Annotated in this window: 11 protein-coding genes; 4 read left to right on the forward strand and 7 right to left on the reverse strand. The window is 47.8% G+C overall.

Going from position 1 to position 18,488, the window contains the following annotated elements; all coding sequences use genetic code 11:
- Positions 1-174: 174 nt before the first annotated feature.
- Both ON05_RS14015 and ON05_RS14020 read right to left on the reverse strand, forming a co-directional pair.
- Positions 175-3,954, reverse strand: coding sequence for a hypothetical protein (locus tag ON05_RS14015; RefSeq protein WP_010475725.1), 3,780 nt, complete (start codon positions 3,952-3,954; stop codon positions 175-177).
- A 249-nt stretch (positions 3,955-4,203) separates the two neighbouring features.
- Positions 4,204-6,798: a trans-splicing intein-formed DNA polymerase III subunit alpha N-terminal partner DnaE-N gene (locus tag ON05_RS14020; protein ID WP_010475726.1), complete on the reverse strand. Its 2,595-nt coding sequence runs from the start codon at positions 6,796-6,798 to the stop codon at positions 4,204-4,206.
- Between the two features lie 247 nt (positions 6,799-7,045).
- Between ON05_RS14020 and ON05_RS14025 the strand changes: the two genes are divergently transcribed.
- From ON05_RS14025 to ON05_RS14040, 4 genes are all read left to right on the forward strand, one after another.
- Positions 7,046-9,307, forward strand: a complete 2,262-nt coding sequence (locus ON05_RS14025) for a bifunctional (p)ppGpp synthetase/guanosine-3',5'-bis(diphosphate) 3'-pyrophosphohydrolase (RefSeq protein WP_029315319.1) — start codon at positions 7,046-7,048, stop codon at positions 9,305-9,307.
- Positions 9,308-9,585: 278 nt separating this feature from the next.
- Positions 9,586-10,248 (forward strand): VWA domain-containing protein, encoded by a 663-nt coding sequence (locus ON05_RS14030; protein WP_010475730.1) that lies wholly within the window; start codon positions 9,586-9,588, stop codon positions 10,246-10,248.
- A 107-nt stretch (positions 10,249-10,355) separates the two neighbouring features.
- Positions 10,356-11,165, forward strand: a complete 810-nt coding sequence (locus ON05_RS14035) for a PP2C family serine/threonine-protein phosphatase (RefSeq protein ID WP_010475732.1) — start codon at positions 10,356-10,358, stop codon at positions 11,163-11,165.
- The gene (locus ON05_RS14040; RefSeq protein ID WP_010475733.1) at positions 11,162-13,555 is read left to right on the forward strand and encodes a protein kinase domain-containing protein; all 2,394 of its coding nucleotides are present in this window, start codon (positions 11,162-11,164) and stop codon (positions 13,553-13,555) included. Before ON05_RS14035 ends, ON05_RS14040 begins: the two co-directional genes overlap by 4 nt.
- A 19-nt stretch (positions 13,556-13,574) precedes the next feature.
- On the opposite strand, the gene ON05_RS14045 is transcribed toward ON05_RS14040, so the two are convergent.
- From ON05_RS14045 to ON05_RS14065, 5 genes are all read right to left on the reverse strand, one after another.
- The gene (locus ON05_RS14045) at positions 13,575-14,654 is read right to left on the reverse strand and encodes an N-acetylmuramoyl-L-alanine amidase (protein WP_010475735.1); all 1,080 of its coding nucleotides are present in this window, start codon (positions 14,652-14,654) and stop codon (positions 13,575-13,577) included.
- Between the two features lie 258 nt (positions 14,655-14,912).
- The gene (locus tag ON05_RS14050) at positions 14,913-16,490 is read right to left on the reverse strand and encodes a metallophosphoesterase (RefSeq protein ID WP_010475736.1); all 1,578 of its coding nucleotides are present in this window, start codon (positions 16,488-16,490) and stop codon (positions 14,913-14,915) included.
- A 7-nt stretch (positions 16,491-16,497) separates the two neighbouring features.
- Positions 16,498-17,217, reverse strand: coding sequence for a rhomboid family intramembrane serine protease (locus tag ON05_RS14055; RefSeq protein WP_010475738.1), 720 nt, complete (start codon positions 17,215-17,217; stop codon positions 16,498-16,500).
- A 61-nt stretch (positions 17,218-17,278) separates the two neighbouring features.
- Positions 17,279-17,680, reverse strand: a complete 402-nt coding sequence (locus ON05_RS14060; protein WP_050857498.1) for a hypothetical protein — start codon at positions 17,678-17,680, stop codon at positions 17,279-17,281.
- Positions 17,681-17,759: 79 nt separating this feature from the next.
- Entirely contained in the window at positions 17,760-18,239 is a 480-nt protein-coding gene (locus tag ON05_RS14065) for a hypothetical protein (protein ID WP_010475741.1), read from the reverse strand.
- Between the last annotated feature and the right edge of the window lie 249 nt (positions 18,240-18,488).

Below are 18,488 nucleotides of genomic sequence, written 5' to 3' on the forward strand. Positions count from 1 at the left end.
AACCCTGTCTATCACTTTAAGCATGTGCTAGTTACCACCTTTTCATCCACATTTCCCCAATTAGTGAATCATTTGTTTACTTCCACAAATCTTATCTAGCACGAACTTTGAAAGAACGAATCTAGGCAAACACTATGAACGCACTATCTATAAACATCAATTGATATGGGATGGTCAATAATGCCAACTTTCAAGTTCTGTCCGAATATCTTCTCTATGAGCATCTGATTCATATTGATCTGCAACTCTGCGAAGCATAGACGCTGTCCTTGGATAGACATCCTCAAGTGCAGATGCATTATGCCTATACTGCTCTGCTAGCTGTCTTTCCTGACAACCACCCTCATCGATTGTCTTAATCCAAGCACCACGCTTATTAAAGAGACCTACTTCAATCCCTTGTTCAAGTTCTTTACTCTTAAGCTGTTCAACGATTTTTCGAACAGCAATATCAGGCCAGATCTCATCTAAACCTTTTGGGGCATATGCTAAAACTTGACCTATATTAATATCTCCAACTTTACCCCTGCCACTTTCATGGCAAGCATTTCTTGCTTTAATGATCCAATCTTCTAATTGATAAAAGTCAAGCTTTCCTTCTTCTGTACTACCAGGAATTTGATGCCATAGCTTTAGTATTTTGTAGCTAGCTATATACCTTGTTTCATCTTTATAATTATCAACCACTTCTTCTCGTCCATCCTCGGGACGATAGATGAATTTGACAAGTGCAGCAAAGAAATCAGGATTGGTAGAGATCTCCTGATATAGAAGCTTAGGCTGTCTATTACAGTGGCGAAGCATGTCAAAGTAAATAACTTCTAGTTCAGCAATTTTGTTTAGATCAACAAAATCTGATGCATCCAAAGAAACAAAAACTTTCTCAATATAGTAATTAGTTATCGCTATATCTGGCTGGGGAAATTCAGAGTTTGGATTCAAACACGCTATTTTCTCAAGAATCTTGATAAGAGTATTAGGATGTATTTGAGCATGGCCAGCTTCCTGATCCAAAGATATTCCAGCAAGATTTAGGGCTGCGTAAGGACGATCAATATTGAGCAGTGCATGAATTGCAGTTTCACAATCTTTTATGCTTACCCAATGTGTAGGCACCTTTTTCCAATAAAGTGCTTTCAGCTCTTCACTAAATTGAGATATGATATCCCAGGCTTCACTCTCAAAAGGGAATTGGGATAAAAGTATAAACAGCTGTTCATTAGAAAAATTATCTAATCTCAATTGGTTTATTATATCTATTGCCCAATCCATACCTAATATCTCAAGTCGCTTTCCGAAAAAACCTTCTATACAATAATTTAGCTTGCTTTTTCCCTCATTTAATACATTTTTTATGATGACCAAATCATCTTCATTAAGTTGACTATTTTTAGCAAAAGCTTCACCTAGCAAATGAGGTTTAGGAGCATTAATAGCAATATCCAATACGGCCTTAAGTCCATGTTCAGAATAAACTTTTTTAGCAGTTTCATACTGCAATTGTTGAGCCTCAGAAGATCTTGATTGCCAGTCCAAATCTAAGTATTTTATAGGATAGGGATTATAATCAAAGACATAAGCATATTTATAGGATATGCTTTGAGGCTCAAACCTATGATGAACTAAATCAATAGCATTTATTACTTCTGTGGATAGTCTCGGCTTTAAATCATTAAACTTCTTCTGCCTACTAACTATATTTCGTAAGTTAATCCATATTTCTACAAGTTCAGAATCTTGAATTTCGGAAGTGTCAATTGAATGTAAGAATTCAACGATTTTGTTGACAATATTAGGTGGCTGTAATTCAAGGAGTTTGACTATATCACGCAATCTTCGACCATCAGATTCTACACAGCCCAGCATTGTCTTCACTAAATCATCAATATTGCACCAATATTGATTCCAATTAACCTCTTGGTTTTGCTCACCCCAATCTTTCCATCGAGGTTTATAAGTTGGATGTGATATTTCACCTGTATTCCTTGGCATTAGGTTGCAAAGTAAACGCCAAGTAACATCCGGCTCAACTGACAACAGAGTGTTAAGAACACGTAAGCGTTTATCAAAAGGAGCTGAAGTCTGGGGATTCCAACATTTAAAAATTTCGCACAGGCTATTGAAAGGTCTATTAGTTATATTACCGCCAGGATCAAGAATAGATAACCTAACTAGAATAATGCTGACTCTTGCAAGGTAAATTGGTTCCCAAGCAAGTGTTTCTAGTGCCCAAAGTAAGTATATATGCTGAGAGTTTCCCAACAAATTCACTTGAAATAAATCTAGTGATATTGGCTTTTCTTTTTCTAGATCTTGTTCTATGAATTCTAGAAATTCTTCTGGTGCTGCTTCTGCCAACTTGGGCAACAAGCTTGAGAGAGACATCAGTCGTTGATGACTGGATTCTATGTTGAGTAGCTTACGTACAATACGACTCACTCTACGTTGTGGAGTCACTGCATCTTGTAGCCCTGAAGGTAAACCTAGAGCCGATAAGATCATCATTGTTTCAGCTATACCTTGCCGAATAAAAGATGAATGAGGTAGCTCTTTACCACTTAAACTGTCACTAAACGGTTGCTCTAAGGAGAGTTCTTTTTGTGAGTCTAAAGTTCCTAAGACTGAACATACTAAATTTTCAAATCGATCTAGATCGTCACTCACTATAAAATGTGATAGGTAGTGCCAGAGAATTTCATGTGATACTATCTGCCATACATCTCCAGTTTTCTGAATAGGGGAATCAGAAGTATTGAGCCAGCGGGCCAGATCATTGATAACATCTCCATAAGGCTTGTTAGCAAGACTTTCTACAGCCCTACGATCAGCTTCTTTTGTTTCATCCCAAGCCCCGATAATCAAGGCAGGAAGAAACTGACGTGCTTCTTCAGCTTTTGCCCATTGAGGAGTATGCGTTTCAGAGTTCGATGAAATTAGACGGCGTAATAACAATACACTTCGCTTAGATTCCTTGGATAGGACGCTAGCTCGTTCCCGTGAGAAATTCATATTCATCAAATTATTGATGAAGCCTTCTCTAGACAAACGTGAGAGTTTAATAGTGTCTTGATTGGGGCTTCCCTCTCTTCCTATAGGAATTAGGACATGATGGTTCTGAGGTATGGATGTAATTGAGCTAAATATAGGGATAAGAATTAGCGACTGCTGAGAACTATTAAAGTTTCTCCATAATGAGTCCTTCTTCACAAGAACGCACCGAGATAGATATTGAACTCGATCCTGTTCTGATAACTCATATATTATTGCTGCGAAAAAAGCTAAAGCTTCCTCATAGGAGTCTCCTTGGATAGTCAGTTTTGATGGTGAGTTATTTAGCCAGTCTCTAACATTCTCTGATTGCTGTTCTCGTCCTAATAAATGTAATGAAGGGGTTAGTCTTGGAGCAGTTGTTTTACTCCATTCATCCCACCAACTACTCAAATCTTGAAAATTTTCTGACCATTTGCCAAGTATTTGGGCTAGCCAAGCATGAACTGCTGGAGCAAGCTCAAGCCATTGCTCCAAATCATCCGCATCATATGCCCTGACCTCAGCCCAAATACCTTCAGAATTTTTCTTCTGAACCCATCTCTCTTTGCCTGCCCATCGCCGTGGAGTGACGAATACAAAGGTTATTTCAGGAGGAGATAATCCTAAAGAATCATCGCATCGTTTCTTATAATCAGCATCCGCTTTTGTTTTAATTCTTGTATTTACACCTAGCTCCCATACAGAACAGCCGCTGGGAACGAAAGCATTACCTTCTTCAGTTTCAATGACTCCATCCCATCCTCCCATCTGTACACTCTCACCAGCTGGAAACCCAACTCTCTGAAGATGTGTGACAGTAGCATGTACTAAAAGCCGTAGTAAATGAGGCAATCTTTCTTGGCTTTCCCTGCTATTTGCCCATGAATTTAAATCAGCGGCATTGATCCATTTAGTCGGAATCATAGTGTTTTATTCTAACTATTTTTTGTTTATAATGAGATTTCAATCTCATTCAATAAATATTCCCTAAACACTATAGGAAGAAACAAAAAAGGCTGTTTTATGATTTGCGATAACCTTGAGAAATATAAGTACTTTCTTAGTTGTTTTACCTGAAAGATTCCAATCCGAACTGCCACCAAAGATAACAGTATTCCTTTGAGCAACATAGAGAACTACATTACCCCGTCAGGCTTCGCCAAATAGTCTGATTTAACTAACTTGCGGCAACCCTAACTGCCAAGGCAATGGCAATTGCTTCAAACTCAACCCTTCCTCAAAAATCTGCTGAATCGGGTACATCTGACCATCCGTCGTCATAAACTGATGTTCCGCCGTTGCTTGAATCGTCGAGCCATCCGTCAAGGTATATTCAAACACCTCTTGCTGACCCCGATGATGCCACTGGGCAATCGGTTGCGTATATAGATGCCCTCGCTCATTAATCGAAAAGACCTGACACTCAATCTGCTCCTGCACCACCTGACCAATGGGCAGCCAACCATACTCCAACGTCAATACAGGCGTGTCATAACTCAGGCAATATTCCGCAAATAACAGCATTTGGTCAAAGAGATTTTCAGAGACCTTCTTATCGACCCCTTTTTCGGCAGCGCCATCGATAAAGATTTCGCGGTGCTTCTCCATCTCCGCCATCTTCTTCTTACCCATGGCCCGCCGCAGCAAATCAGCTTGTCCCAAGGAATAGCCCGCCATATCCTGAGCAATCTTCATGATTTGCTCTTGATAGACCATAATGCCGTAGGTTTCTTCCAGAATCGGCTTAATCAGATCATGGGGATAGTCAATACTTTCGCGACCATGCTTACGGTTAATAAACTTGGGAATCAGCCCTGCATCCAACGGACCCGGTCGATAGAGGGCCAGAATCGAAGAAATATCCTCAATATTGGAGGGCTTTAGGTCTTTGACCACCTGCCGCATCCCCGAGGACTCTAGCTGGAACACCCCTTCTAGTTCCCCTCGCGCTAGGAGCTGGAAGGCTTCTGGATCATCCATCGGCACCCGATCCACATCCAGATCGAGCTGGCGGTTTTGCTTCAGCAAATCCGTGGTCTTTTGGATCATCGTCAGGTTCTTTAGACCCAAAAAGTCCATTTTCAGCAGGCCCAGGGATTCCAGATCCTCCATAAAATATTGGGTAATCACCGCCCCATCGTTATTGCGCTGCAGGGGCACAATCTGGTCCAAGGGTTCCGAGGCAATCACCACCCCCGCTGCATGGACCCCAAAGGTTTTGTTGGTGCCCTCAATTCGAATCGCCATATCTAGCCAGCGACGCACAATTGGGTCTTTATCGTATTTTTCCTTAAATTCTGGGGCGGGCGTCTCATCGGAGATCATCACCTTCAGCTTCGTGGGTTTACCCCGAGCCACCGGAATCAACTTCGCCATCCGATCTGCTTCCCCATAGGGAATATCCAGCACCCGCGCCACATCCTTGAGCACCGCCTTGGAGGTCATGCGGTTAAAGGTAATAATCTGGGCCACCCGATCTTCGCCATATTTGCGGGTCACATAGTCAATCATGGCGTCCCGCTTTTCGATACAGAAGTCCGTATCAATATCAGGCATAGACTTCCGTTCTGGATTGAGGAACCGCTCAAACAGCAGACCGTGATGCACCGGGTCAATATTGGTAATCCCTAAAGCATAGGCAACCAGAGAACCTGCCGCACTGCCCCGCCCCGGTCCCACGGGAATATTGTTGTCGCGGGCATATTTGATGTAATCCCACACCACTAAGAAATAGGTGGAAAAGCCCATCTGTTGGAGCATTTCCAGCTCATATTCCAGACGTTCTTTATAGGTATCCGTGACTTCGGATCGTTCTTTGCAGTTGCAGCGCTCCAGCAGGCCATCCCAGGTCACTTCCTCTAGATAGGTTTCTGCCGTATAGCCCTCTGGTACTTCGTAGTCAGGACTTTGGGGGTCCCGGAAGATATCGTAGGTTTCGATCTTGTCTGCAACTTCCAGAGTGGTTGCGATCGCATCCGAAATCACATCATCCGTTAGATGGTCCCGAAACATCAGGGCCATCTCATCAGCGGTTTTCAGGTACTCCGTACCGCTGTAGCGCAGTCGCTTGTCTTCCGTAATCAGCTTGCCTGTCTGGATACAGAGCAGGGCATCATGGGACTCCACGTCATAGCAAGAAATAAAGTGGGAGTCATTGGTGGCAATCACCTTAATATCTAGTTCCTGGGCGATCCGCACCAATTCCACATTCACGACCCGATCTTCCTGGGAGCCGTGGTCTTGAATTTCTAAGTAATAGTCATCGCCAAATAGGTCCTTGTACCACTTGGCAATCCGCCGGGCGATATCCGGCTTTTCCTTCATAATCGCCTGGGGAATCTCCCCTCCTAAGCAGGCACTAGTGACAATCAGACCTTCATGGTGCTCTTCTAGCAGGTCTTTATTAATGCAGGGTCGAGAAAAAATACCGCGCCCTTGGACCCCATGCAGGCTGGAGATAGTCGTTAATTTAACGAGGTTTTGGTAGCCCTTCTTGTTCTTCGCCAAAACCACCTGGTGATAGCGAGGCCGACGCTCCTGCTTAGTGATATCGCCATTGATCACGTACATCTCGTTGCCGACGATGGGCTTAATCCCTTGCTTTTTGCAGGTCTTAATTAAGCCAATGGCCCCATACATCACCCCGTGATCCGTCAAGGCAATGGCAGGCATATTCAGTTCCACGGCGCGGGCCACCAAATCTGGGAGCTGACTGGCTCCATCCAAGAGACTATAGTCGCTGTGAATATGCAAACCCACAAAAGACATTGGCCACATCCTTGCTAAACCTGGCTATAGGGTAACGGATTGCGATCGCAACGACTACCGCCCCAACATTATTTGTGATGGCTGACTGTATAAGGATTTCCCGACTGTCTGCAGTAGCGGTCTCGGAGTTGGGTAAAATAGAATTTATACAAATGAATTAAGATTGCACTTTTACAAAAGCTAATCCATAGGGGACAAGCCTCTGTTAAGATTTGTTTAAACTGTCTTCTCCGTACCCCGATGTAGCATGAATTTGAAAGCTACAGTCTCACCGACCGATCTCGAACTGCCCGTTTGGCTACAGGAATGTATGCTGGAGGTCGATGGTGCTGAAGACAAGGATGGCATTGCCGAACAAACCCTGATCTGTCGCGCCTTTAACTTTGGGTATCAACTCCATGAAGGCCAACGTCGGGCCTCGGGCGAACCCTACATTGCCCACCCCGTATCCGTTGCCGAGCTGCTTCGCGACTTAGGCGGTAGCGCGGCCATGATCGCCGCTGGCTTCCTCCATGATGTCGTCGAAGATACAGACGTCACCCCCGAAACCATCGAAGCGGAATTTGGCTTAGAAGTTCGCCAGCTAGTAGAAGGCGTCACCAAACTTTCTAAATTTAATTTCTCTACCAAAACCGAGCGGGAAGCCGAAAACTTTCGCCGCATGTTCTTGGCCATGGCCCAAGACATCCGGGTGATTGTGGTTAAACTCGCCGATCGCCTCCACAATATGCGGACCTTAGAGCATCTGCCCCCGGCCAAACAGCGACGCATTGCCCAAGAGACACGAGATGTCTTTGCCCCCCTAGCCAATCGCCTGGGAATTTGGCGATTCAAGTGGGAATTGGAAGATCTCGCCTTTAAGTATCTAGAGCCCGACACCTATCGCAAAATGCAGCAGCTCGTTGCTGATAAGCGGACCGACCGGGAAGAACATATTGAGCAAGCGATCACTATTCTGCATGATCGCCTGGAACCCATTTGTTCGAATCACCTGGAAATTTCTGGCCGCCCTAAACATCTGTTCAGCATTAGCCAGAAAATGGAGCGGCAACAGAAGGAATTTCATGAAATTTATGATGTCGCCGCCGTTCGGGTGATCGTTAAAACCAACGAAGAATGTTACCGCGCTTTAGCGGTGGTCCATGACTGTTTTCGTCCCATCCCCGGACGATTCAAAGATTATATTGGCTTGCCTAAATCTAACCGCTACCAATCTCTCCATACCGTCGTCATTGGCTTAGGGGGGCGGCCTCTGGAAGTGCAAATCCGCACCGAAGCCATGCACCATATCGCCGAGTATGGAATTGCCGCCCACTGGAAATATAAAGAGTCTTCCAACCAGCCGGGGAAAACCGCTTGGAGCCCAGACGACGAAAAATTTACTTGGCTGCGTCAACTCCTAGAGTGGCAAAGCGATCTCAAAGACGCTCAAGAATACCTAGACAACGTTAAAGACAATTTATTTGACAGCGAAGTCTATGTGTTTACCCCCAAAGGTGATCTAATCGATCTCACCCAAGGGGCCACCCCCGTCGATTTCGCCTACCGCATTCATACAGAAGTCGGAAACCACTGCTTTGGAGCACGGGTCAATGGCCGCATGGTCACCCTCGACACGCCCCTGGATAATGGCGACATTGTCGAAATTATGACCCAGAACAGTGCTCATCCCAGTTTGGATTGGCTCAATTTTGCTGCTAGTAATGCAGCTCGCAACCGGATTCGACAATGGTATAAACGCTCCCACCGAGAAGAAAATATCCTGCGTGGCCGCGAGATGCTGGAAAAAGCCTTGGGCAAAAAAGGCTTTGATGCCTTATTGAAATCAGAGCCCATGCAAATTGTTGCCAATCGATGCAACTACCAAACCCCGGAGGATCTCTTGGCCGCCTTGGGCTACGGTGAAGTCACCCTCAATTCCGTCGCTAACCGGCTGCGAGAAACCATTCGGAGTCAGCAAGCTGAAGCCGAACCTGCGACCTCAGACCTAACAGACGTTAATTTACCCACCCAAGCCAGCCCCAGGCCCCTCCCCAGCTCCGGAGATTCCCCAATTACCGGGGTTGAAGGATTGGTCTACCATATGGCAGGGTGCTGTCATCCCGTGCCGGGTGAACCGATTATTGGGGCGGTCACCCTCAGTAACCGGGGAATTTCCATTCACCGCCAAGGCTGTAAGAATATCGGCAATATCCCAGGCGATCGGCTGATTCCCGTCAGTTGGAACCCGACCCACCCCTCTCAACAAAGTCGCCGCTATACCTACCCCATTGAAGTTCAAATTGAAGTCATCGATCGGGTCGGCATTCTCAAAGATATTTTGACCCGTTTAACCGACAGTAAAGTCAATGTCCATAATGCCCAAGTCAAAACCTTCCCAGGGCAAACTGCGGTGATCAATCTGGGTTTAGACATCGAACATTGCAATCAATTAGACCAAATTTGCGCACAAATTCGAAAAATGAGTGATGTTCTCAAACTAAGGCGTCTCAGCCAGGTTGAAGACTGAAATACAGCCATGGACGCTTCCATAATCAATGGGGTGGCGAAATCAGCAGTGCCATGGGTTATGATGGAGCGAAAATCGTTAATTTTTACTAAACCTTTGCTGAGTCACCTCACAAGGATTTTAGTAAGCATTAGTACTTAGCAAGACTATGCTAACCTACTGGAAACGTGGGTATAGCCTGTTGGAAATCGCTAAGGAATATGGACCTGCACTCAGGTTCTATGGTCGGGGGGTTTATAAAAATGCAATTTATCACTCCTAATTTCGAGAAAATCTAAATGATTGGACAACCAGAATTCGTTGAAAACCCTGAGAATCGTTGCCCCGTTATTTTATTGGTGGATACTTCTAGCTCCATGAGCGGTGCGCCCATGGATGCGTTGAATAGTGGCCTAGATGCCTTCAAAGAAGCGGTCATTCAGGATGAACAAGCCGCCTTACGGGTGGACGTGGCAATTGTCAGTTTTGGACCAGTAGAACTCGTCCAAGATTTTGTCACCATTGACCAATTTGTACCACTGCAGCTAGAGGCCCACGGCCTGACGCCCATGGGTGAAGCCCTCAGTTATGCCTTGGATTTGCTAGAAACGCGCAAAGCCACCTATCGCAACAATGGCATTCAATATTATCGGCCTTGGGTTTTCTTGATTACGGATGGTGCCCCCAATCCTGATTCCCCTTGGCAGCAAGCTGCTGAACGCCTCAAGAATGCTGAAGCTCAGCGGAAGTTGTCCTTTTTCGCCGTGGGTGTCCAGGGTGCCGATATGGCCATCTTGAACCAAATCACCCCTCCTGAGCGTCCCCCTCTTATGCTGAACGGGTTAGATTTTCGGTCCATGTTCCTCTGGTTGAGTGACTCGATGGTGCGCGTGTCTAGCAGCACCGTCGGCGGAGATATGGTTGCTTTACCCCCCGTCGGTTGGGGACAAATCGCCACTTAGACATTAGAGACGGAGACTTGTGAGGGGGCTGCAAACATTGATGTTTGTTGCCTCTCCAGCTTCCGCATCCTACCTATCGTTATTTTTCGCCCCCAAAAGGAGAGGTTGTGGCCTGGAGAGCAATCGTTCATTCTGCAATTGGAACTCGTCATCAACAGAAGCAATTGCCTTGCCAAGATTATGGCAATTATCTGGTGCAAGCAGATACCATCATTGGTGCCGTTTCTGATGGTGCCGGCAGTGCCAAATTCTCAGATGTTGGGTCTAAGCTCGCCGTTAAAACAGCGTTGGCCATCCTGGAGAGCAGACAAGAAAACTGGTCAGCGGTTGACTTAGAAACCATTCATGCCGAGGCCCCCAGCCTCTTCACTGAGATGGTTGAAGCGGTGGTTACGGCTTTGCGATCGCAAGCCGAGAGTGGTGAGTATCCTTTACGAGAGCTAGGATGTACATTATTAGGTTTTATTTCAACCCCCCATTGGCTAGCCTGCATGCAGATTGGCGATGGCTTTATTGTCACCCAAGCTCAGCAAACAGAACCCGAACCCTCTGAAACAGAACCCGTACCGTCCTTTGACCTGCTATTTGAGCCGGTTAAAGGCGAATACATTAACGAAACAGTGTTTGTCACTAGCGATAATGCAGTAGAGCATATGCAAATTGCTGTGCGTGCGGATCATCATCCTTTCGTCTGTGCAGCCACGGATGGCCTTGAGAAGGTTGCCATTCGGTTCCAGGATTGGCAAGCCTTCCCGCCTTTTTTCAAGCCCTTTTTAGAATGTTTACGCTCCATTTCCGATCCTGAGGAACGCCAAGCCTATTTAGAAACCTTCTTAGAATCAGATCGGTTAAACGCCAAGACGGACGACGACAAAACCTTGCTGCTTTGTCTATTTAGGCCAGAGGCTGACGAATGACCGTTCTCAAATGCCAAGTTTCGGGTCGCACACTATCCCTGACGAAGCAGATCGCCAGTAGTGGGGAGGGTACGGTTTGGAAAACTAGCTATCGGGGTTTTCTCGCCAAGCTCTATCACGAACGCACCCCCGAGCGGTTTCAAAAATTACGGGTGATGATTGCCCATCCCCCTCAAGATCCGACCCTAGGGCAAAATCATATTTCCTTGGCTTGGCCCAAGGATTTGCTGGAAAACCAGCAGGGCCAGCCCATGGGATTTTTAATGCCGGAAGTGGGGGAAAGCGTCAAGTTATCTACGATCTACAACCCCCGGCTTCGCAGTCGCAAAGCGCCTCGGTTTAACTGGTATTACCTTCATACCGCAGCCCTCAATATTGCCTCTAGCATGAATGCGGTGCATAAAGAAGGGTACGTGGTTGGGGATGTCAAACCGCAAAATATCTTGGTGAATAACCAAGCCCTAATTTCGATTATTGATACGGACTCGTTTCAGGTCCAAGATCCCCACACTCGGGAAGTATTCCGATGTTTAGTGGGCTCAGAAGGATTTACCCCCTCCGAATTATTAGGCAAGGATTTAGCCTCCGTTGACCAGACCGAACTCCATGATCGGTTCCGGTTAGGGGTGATTGTTTTTCTCCTCCTTTTCGGCGATCAGCCCTTCAAAGGGAAGTGGATTGGCCGGGGAGAGTCCCCCCAACCCACCACTCTGATTGAAAAAGGATTCTGGCCCTACGCCCCTCAAAGCTTGATTCGTCCGGGTCCCAACACCATACCTCTGTCAATTTTGCACCCACAGCTACAGTCCTGTTTCCATCAGTGCTTTACCCAGGGCCATGGCCAACCCCATTTGCGCCCCGCTGCCAATCAATGGATGACCGCTTTACAGAAAGCCATTGAGAACCTCAAGACTTGTAATTTGGAGTCCAATCACCATTACAGTCAAAGCTATGGCCATTGTTACTGGTGCGATCGCAACTCTCGCTTAGGGGTAGATATCTTCAGTCCTAACCCGGTGATTCCCAAGCCTGCTCCCAAACGTCGCCAGCAAAAGAAAAAGAGTCCTTGGGCCACCCAACCCCCAAGCCAAGCCAACCCAGCCCTAGCAGCGGCCTATGCCCAACGGATGCAGCAGCTTCAGAATATGCAAATTCCGAATTCTGGCATCACCCGCTCTATTCTACAAATGCCTTTAGTCCAGCGGACGAGTTGGCCCCCCTCCATTTCCAATTCAGTCCTAGGGCTGATTTTATGTGGCTTTAGTTTTTTGGGATTAGGGTTACTCCTAGCCCCGGAACTGAATCCTCAAACCTTTAGCTATTGGTCCAAATCCCTGGAACGCGCCGTCGATCAGTGGCTCGTGTCGAAGCTCGGCACAACCTTGACAGGGCCCCCTGTTGCTCAACTCCCCCCTCCCGGCCAAGCAACTACTGGTCAAAGCATTGCTGCCCCGGTAAACGGCCAGAAAGGCCACTGGGACACCATCACAACCTTATCTATTAGTCCCGATAGCGGCACCCTCGTTAGCGGTAGTCGAGACTTTACCCTCAAAATCTGGGATTTAAAGACGGGGAAATTGCTCAATACCTTATCTGAACATTATGAGCCCGTGGTCTCTAGCCATATTATTGACGATGGCCAGTCCCTGATTAGCAGCAGCATTAGCGGTAAAGTCTTGCAGTGGGACTTATCCACTGCCACCTTACGCCGCAGCTTTGTCAATTACACCGCCATGCGTCCTGAAGGTGGCATTCGGGCCACCGTTATTGATCCGAAAAAGCGGGTTATGGCCAGCAGTGCTTGGGGCGGCTCAATTCTACTCTATAACCTCACAACGGATAAAGTCACCCGCATTCCCTCGCAATTAATGGCCTCTGAACAAACGATGGTGCTGAGTCCAGATGCGAAAAGTCTGGTGACCAGCAACAGCGACGGCCAAATTCAACAGTGGAATGTTCAGACGGGTAAATTAGTCAGACGCTTGCCCAATACCCAGGGGTGGCAGTCTTCTGAACTCACCAGTGCCATCGCCTTAAGTCCCCAAGGCAATACTCTAATTACGGGGAGTTGGGGCGGGAATCTTGGGTTATGGAATTTTCAAACCGGTAAGCTGATTAAAAACTTTAAGGCCCATGAGAAACGGGTAGCTTCGTTGGCCGTGAGTACCGACAACAAATTTCTAATCAGCGGTGGCGAGGATCAGACCATCAAGATTTGGAGCCTCAAAACCGGCCAGCTCATCCAAACCCTGACGGCTCACCAAGGCAGTATTTCGACCTTAGCCATTAGTCCCGATAACCGCTGGTTGGTGAGTGGGAGCAGCGATCGCAGTATCAAAGTCTGGAATTTAAAGACCGGAAAGCTTTTACGTACCCTGCTCAACTCCTAGCCCGGAAGGTATCTGACAACTATCTGCCCTGGAGGTAATTGACAATGCCTTGGGCAATGGCTTCTGCCAACCGTTGGCGATGGGCTGCTGTTCGTAATTTTGCTGCATCAGTGCTGCCCGTTACGAACCCAAGTTCTACGAGAGCAGCAGGCATGGAGGATTTTCTTAAAACATAAAAGCGGGCTTGGCGAATGCCGCGATCGCCCACGGGAACGGTCCGACGAATGCTGGTATGAATGGCACGGGCCAAACGATATCCCGTCACATAGTAGTAGGTTTCTAAGCCGTTGACTTCAGGACGGCTCAAGCTAATAGCATTGGCGTGAATACTAACAAACACGTCGGCGCGGGCCCCTTCGGCTTTAGCCACTCGCGGCGGTAAGTCAACTTCGAGATCGCCTGTCCGTGTCAACACCGCATTAATGCCCCGCTTTCGTAGGAGGTTATGGACTTGCGTCGACACATCCAAGACGACTCGTTTCTCCTGGAGACCCCCAATCCCCACGGCACCTGGATCTGCGCCCCCATGGCCCGGATCAATGACGACGACTTTTGCCCCAGATTTAACGGGTTTAGAAACGATAGGTCCCGGTGAAGAAATAGAAGGCTTAGGGATTTTGGGGGGCGGCACTCGCACGGCAATGGTTCGCCGAGACGACTTTTTAGCATCCTTGAGGGGGAAAAATTTAGGCAGTTGCACGTACCAGCGGTTCGGGGCAATCCCCCGAACCAGCACTCGCCGAGGGCTGAGGGTATATTTTTTGCTCAGCTCAACCACGACGCGCGTGGTCTTGCGATTATGCTGAGCAACCCGCACCTCTCGAACATATTTGCTAATTTTGCGACGGGCCTTGAGTTTACGGAAGGTGGTGTTGGGGAGGTCAATCACCAGCCGGGTCGGGTTCATGACGACTTTCGCCCGCGGCTTTGTCGCTGAGTCCGTAATCAGGTCAATGCGACTTTGCTTCGAATTAAACTTCCAGTAGGTGAGTTGTCCCGCTGATGCACTGTCCGCCCAGCAGCATAGACTTAAAGCGAGGGGCAATACCCAACTGGCTTTTTTGATCTGGCGATTCCACAGTCGTCTCTGAGCAGGCAAATCTTTAATCTCGAGTAGGTGGGGGAGATAGATCCCTCTTGACTGGTCGGAGGGCGATCAAGTTTCCGGGACAGATATTTTGCTCCGGGAAAGATGATGCGTATCGCCCGCCATCATCATGGATCATTGCTAAAGACGCAAGTCTTATGGATCAATTGCGCTGATGAGATGGGCTAAAACCTTTGACTAGCAAGCATTGATACCCAATTGAGTGTTTTCTAGTTGCTTTGCGTTTCTTAAATGTTTCCCTCCTGGTTGCTAGGCGTCCCCCGCCCCTTGGGGAAGGCGAATCGGTGCGAGGGGATAGTGATACCACTGGCGTTGAAAGCGTTCTGCAATCAAGGGACGCAGAATAAATTTAGGGGGCGTTCCGGCCTGGACATCAATCCGGAGACCGGAATAGGGGCGATGTTTATGGGCCCCCTGTCCATGGCGACCCATAAAGAGTTGAGATCGCGCCACGCATCGCTCGGATCCACCATCCACCGACTCCCACAAGTCAGGGCCTTCGGGGCGTTGTCGCCGTAGACTAAATCCACTGCCGCCACACACCACACAATTGATATGGGAATCGGCATGGCCCGTATCGCCCGTTTTCAAAACCTCTAAACAATGGGCATGGCCATTGAGGATCAAATCCACCAGGGGACGACCAGCCGTTTGCTCTCCCACGGCCTGCTGGACCTGATCTAAAACCTGGCGCAAATGACGGCGGATGGCCAGGGTTTGGCCCTGATACCATTTACTGGCCTCGGTGACATAGGGGGGGTGATGAAAAAATAAAATGCGTCCTCTCACCTCGGGGGTGGACCAGGACTCAATTAACCGCTGTTTTAGCCACACCAATTGTTCGATATCTAAGCGAAGGTCAGGGTCATCCGCCAATTGCTTATCAATATCTAAAATTTGCTCGTCTAATTGCTCAACTTTAGTGTAGGTATCGCTGTCATCATCCTCTGAGCGAGACTCATACTGGCGCAACGCTGCTGCCAATGCCCGACTTCTAGCATTGATCAGGGCTTGGCGATCGGCTTTGAGTTGTCGTCGTCGCAATCGGCCCGTTTTATCTTTAGGAATGGGTAATGGGGTATTTAAGGTATTCGAGTCCAGGGCAAAGAAATCAATCCCACCCTGACGAAACTGATAGTAACGGTTGGGTAACCGCGTAAACACCCCAGGTTGATAGCGTAAGCAACGCTGGCCATGGAAATCAGCGGTGTAATGGGCCTCGATATGCTGGCGGAGTTCAGTCGTTGTCAACCGCTGGAGATAATCTAAAAACGCTTGGGCATAGGCATCCCCTTTATTGGACCCGTGCCAGCCTAGATCGAGGTCGAGCTGGCGCTGAAACAGGTTACGGATCGGTAAAGTGGCCTGCGCAATCAGCCCCACACACCAGGGCAAATCATAGTAATCATGGTTGCCCGGTACGGCAAACAGAGGCACCTTAAAGATCATTTGATCGTAGGTAATGTGTTGGGGCCGTTCCCCCTTAACCAGCCACTCTCGATACGGGCGAATAAAATTATCAAAGTATTGCTCCTTCGACCCCACCAGGTACACCACATCCCCCGTATGGAGCACAAAGCTGCTGCCCTGCCCATGGGCTAAGAGTTGCTCCATCACGCGCCGCTGAGGACTATCGCCACGATATTGTCCGGTGCCACTATCCCCAATCACCAAAAAGGAAAAATCGGGACTATCCGACGAAGCATCATCCACCACTAATCGGGTTTGATCAATCCTTCTAGTCTGTAGAACGGGATGCTGCCAGCACACCCGCTCCTGCATTTTGGCAATCTTGACGGCGACGGCAGGATCCGCAATTAACTTCATGGAGAGCCTAATCTTCAGCAGAAAGTACAGCGCTATCTGCTTTGCTGAATAACCCAAGCAGCGGCCCCAGAATTGCGCCAAATACAAATCCACCGGCATGAGCCCAATAGGCAATCCCGCCCGCTTCCATACCGACGGTGACAGGAGCATCTAAGCTGGCAACACCGTAAAAGGCTTGCTGCAAAAACCAAAATCCCAGGTAGAGGATCGCAGGAATTCTAAAGGTAGTCAGATAGATGCCCAAGGGGACTAGGGTTAGGATTCTGACTTGGGGAAAGCGGAAGATATAAGCCCCCATTACCCCTGCGATCGCACCGCTGGCTCCTAAGGATGGCACCACCGACAGGGGATTGAAAAACCATTGGGTCAGAACCGCCAAAGCCCCGCAGGCTAAGTAAAAGAGCAAAAAACGGCCCCGCCCTAGCTGCTCTTCCACATTATTGCCAAAGATCCACAGGTAGAGCATATTGCCCGCCACATGCAAAAAACCCCCATGAAGAAATTGGGAGGTGATTAAGGTGCCCCACTCTCCGGCATCCACCGCAGAGAAACCGCCAAAACTTGCGGTCAGTTCGATGGGGACCACCGCCCAGCGCTGCATAAAAAGGCTGAGCTGTCCCGGAGACAAGCTCAACTCATAGCCAAATATCAATACATTGAGAACAATCAGGCCATAGGTCACATAGGGCGTGATTTGAGTTGGATTTTCATCGCGAAGAGGAACCACTTGTACAACCTCGCTGGAGGGACTACTATGCAGCTTAGTTTATTTATCCCGTGAACGGGTGTTATCCCTGAGTCTTAGCGGGTTCAATGCGTAGATTGATAAAGAACACAACCAAGGAAATAAGATAAAGTCCCACAACAACCGCAAATCCGGCGACTGGCGGCGTACAGTCAGCGCCCTGCTTAAAACCGTAGCAATTTCGGGGACTCGCGAGCAAAACCAAACACTGGCAAGTCAGGCCCACCCACAGCCATAGCTCGCGATACCGAAGCTGACCATGAGGATGCTTAATCGCGCGGAAGATCAGGTACAAGAGGCCCACACCATATACAGGCAGTACCAGCATAAAGAATGCGATCGCAACCGGAATGGTAAAGGCCAGCAGATTATGGATGATAAAACTGCCAATTGCATATAGCCCAAACCAAAGGGCAAACGTCTTGATAGAGATGGTTGAAGACATCCTTCATCTCCCACGGTGGCAATGGTGGCAAGCTGCCCAACTGGATCAACAGCAGGCATAGCTCAATCATAGAAGCGGCTTAAGGAGATGCCAACTGTATCTCTACAGGACGAATCACCCATCGGGAAGATGAGCTACCAACCGTGTTCGCCTCAACCGTTCCCTCCACCCTGACGGTCTGCTGATCAAACTGGTCGGCTTCTTCAGGAGAGCGCAAAGATTGCTTATGGGTCGGAGGATAAAGGGAGACAGAGGTTCCATCTTTCAAGACTATCGTGGCTCGGATATGGGGAATAGGCGGTTGCTCAGGATTCCAGATGCCTGCGCTCGTGATATCTGGTATTTGTTTTTGGGCAACGTAGCGCCCTTGCAAGGTCACCGTTTGGCCCCCATATTGTTGCAGCGTTTTTTGATCCTGAATGAGAGGCATATGGTTAAAGGCTGGGTCATTTCCAACGATGGATTGTTGAGGCAGCTCACAAGCCATCAATGGATATCCTGACAGAGTTAACCCCAAAATTCCTAAGCTATACCCTACGACTTGTCCCAGTTGCGGCATTGGATTAGATGACCTAATTGTCTTTCAGTTTAAAAATGCCCACCGACGATCCACCCATTTCTTTCTAGAGAAAAATAGCAATGTTGAACGTTGCGGCAACTTGAGGGTTGCTGTTCTTCTTACATCATTTTTGTCTTTAATCAACACCTCAAAACGCTCAGGATACTTTAAATCAAAAAAAGCAGGCCATAGTCAGCCATCTTTGGATATCTGACCTGCGATTAAAATTGCTACATTGATTTTTCAGCA

It is taken from the genome of Acaryochloris sp. CCMEE 5410 (assembly GCF_000238775.2).
Lineage (GTDB): Bacteria > Cyanobacteriota > Cyanobacteriia > Thermosynechococcales > Thermosynechococcaceae > Acaryochloris.

Bases quoted from the DNA above. Each gene is read 5' to 3' on its own strand.
- ON05_RS14030 (WP_010475730.1), top strand. From the start codon at position 9,586: ATGATTGGACAACCAGAATTCGTTGAAAACCCTGAGAATCGTTGCCCC.
- ON05_RS14040 (WP_010475733.1), top strand. From the start codon at position 11,162: ATGACCGTTCTCAAATGCCAAGTTTCGGGTCGCACACTATCCCTGACG.
- ON05_RS14065 (WP_010475741.1), bottom strand. From the start codon at position 18,239: ATGCCGCAACTGGGACAAGTCGTAGGGTATAGCTTAGGAATTTTGGGG.
- ON05_RS14015 (WP_010475725.1), bottom strand. From the start codon at position 3,954: ATGATTCCGACTAAATGGATCAATGCCGCTGATTTAAATTCATGGGCA.
- ON05_RS14060 (WP_050857498.1), bottom strand. From the start codon at position 17,680: ATGTCTTCAACCATCTCTATCAAGACGTTTGCCCTTTGGTTTGGGCTA.
- ON05_RS14050 (WP_010475736.1), bottom strand. From the start codon at position 16,490: ATGAAGTTAATTGCGGATCCTGCCGTCGCCGTCAAGATTGCCAAAATG.
- ON05_RS14020 (WP_010475726.1), bottom strand. From the start codon at position 6,798: ATGTCTTTTGTGGGTTTGCATATTCACAGCGACTATAGTCTCTTGGAT.
- ON05_RS14025 (WP_029315319.1), top strand. From the start codon at position 7,046: ATGAATTTGAAAGCTACAGTCTCACCGACCGATCTCGAACTGCCCGTT.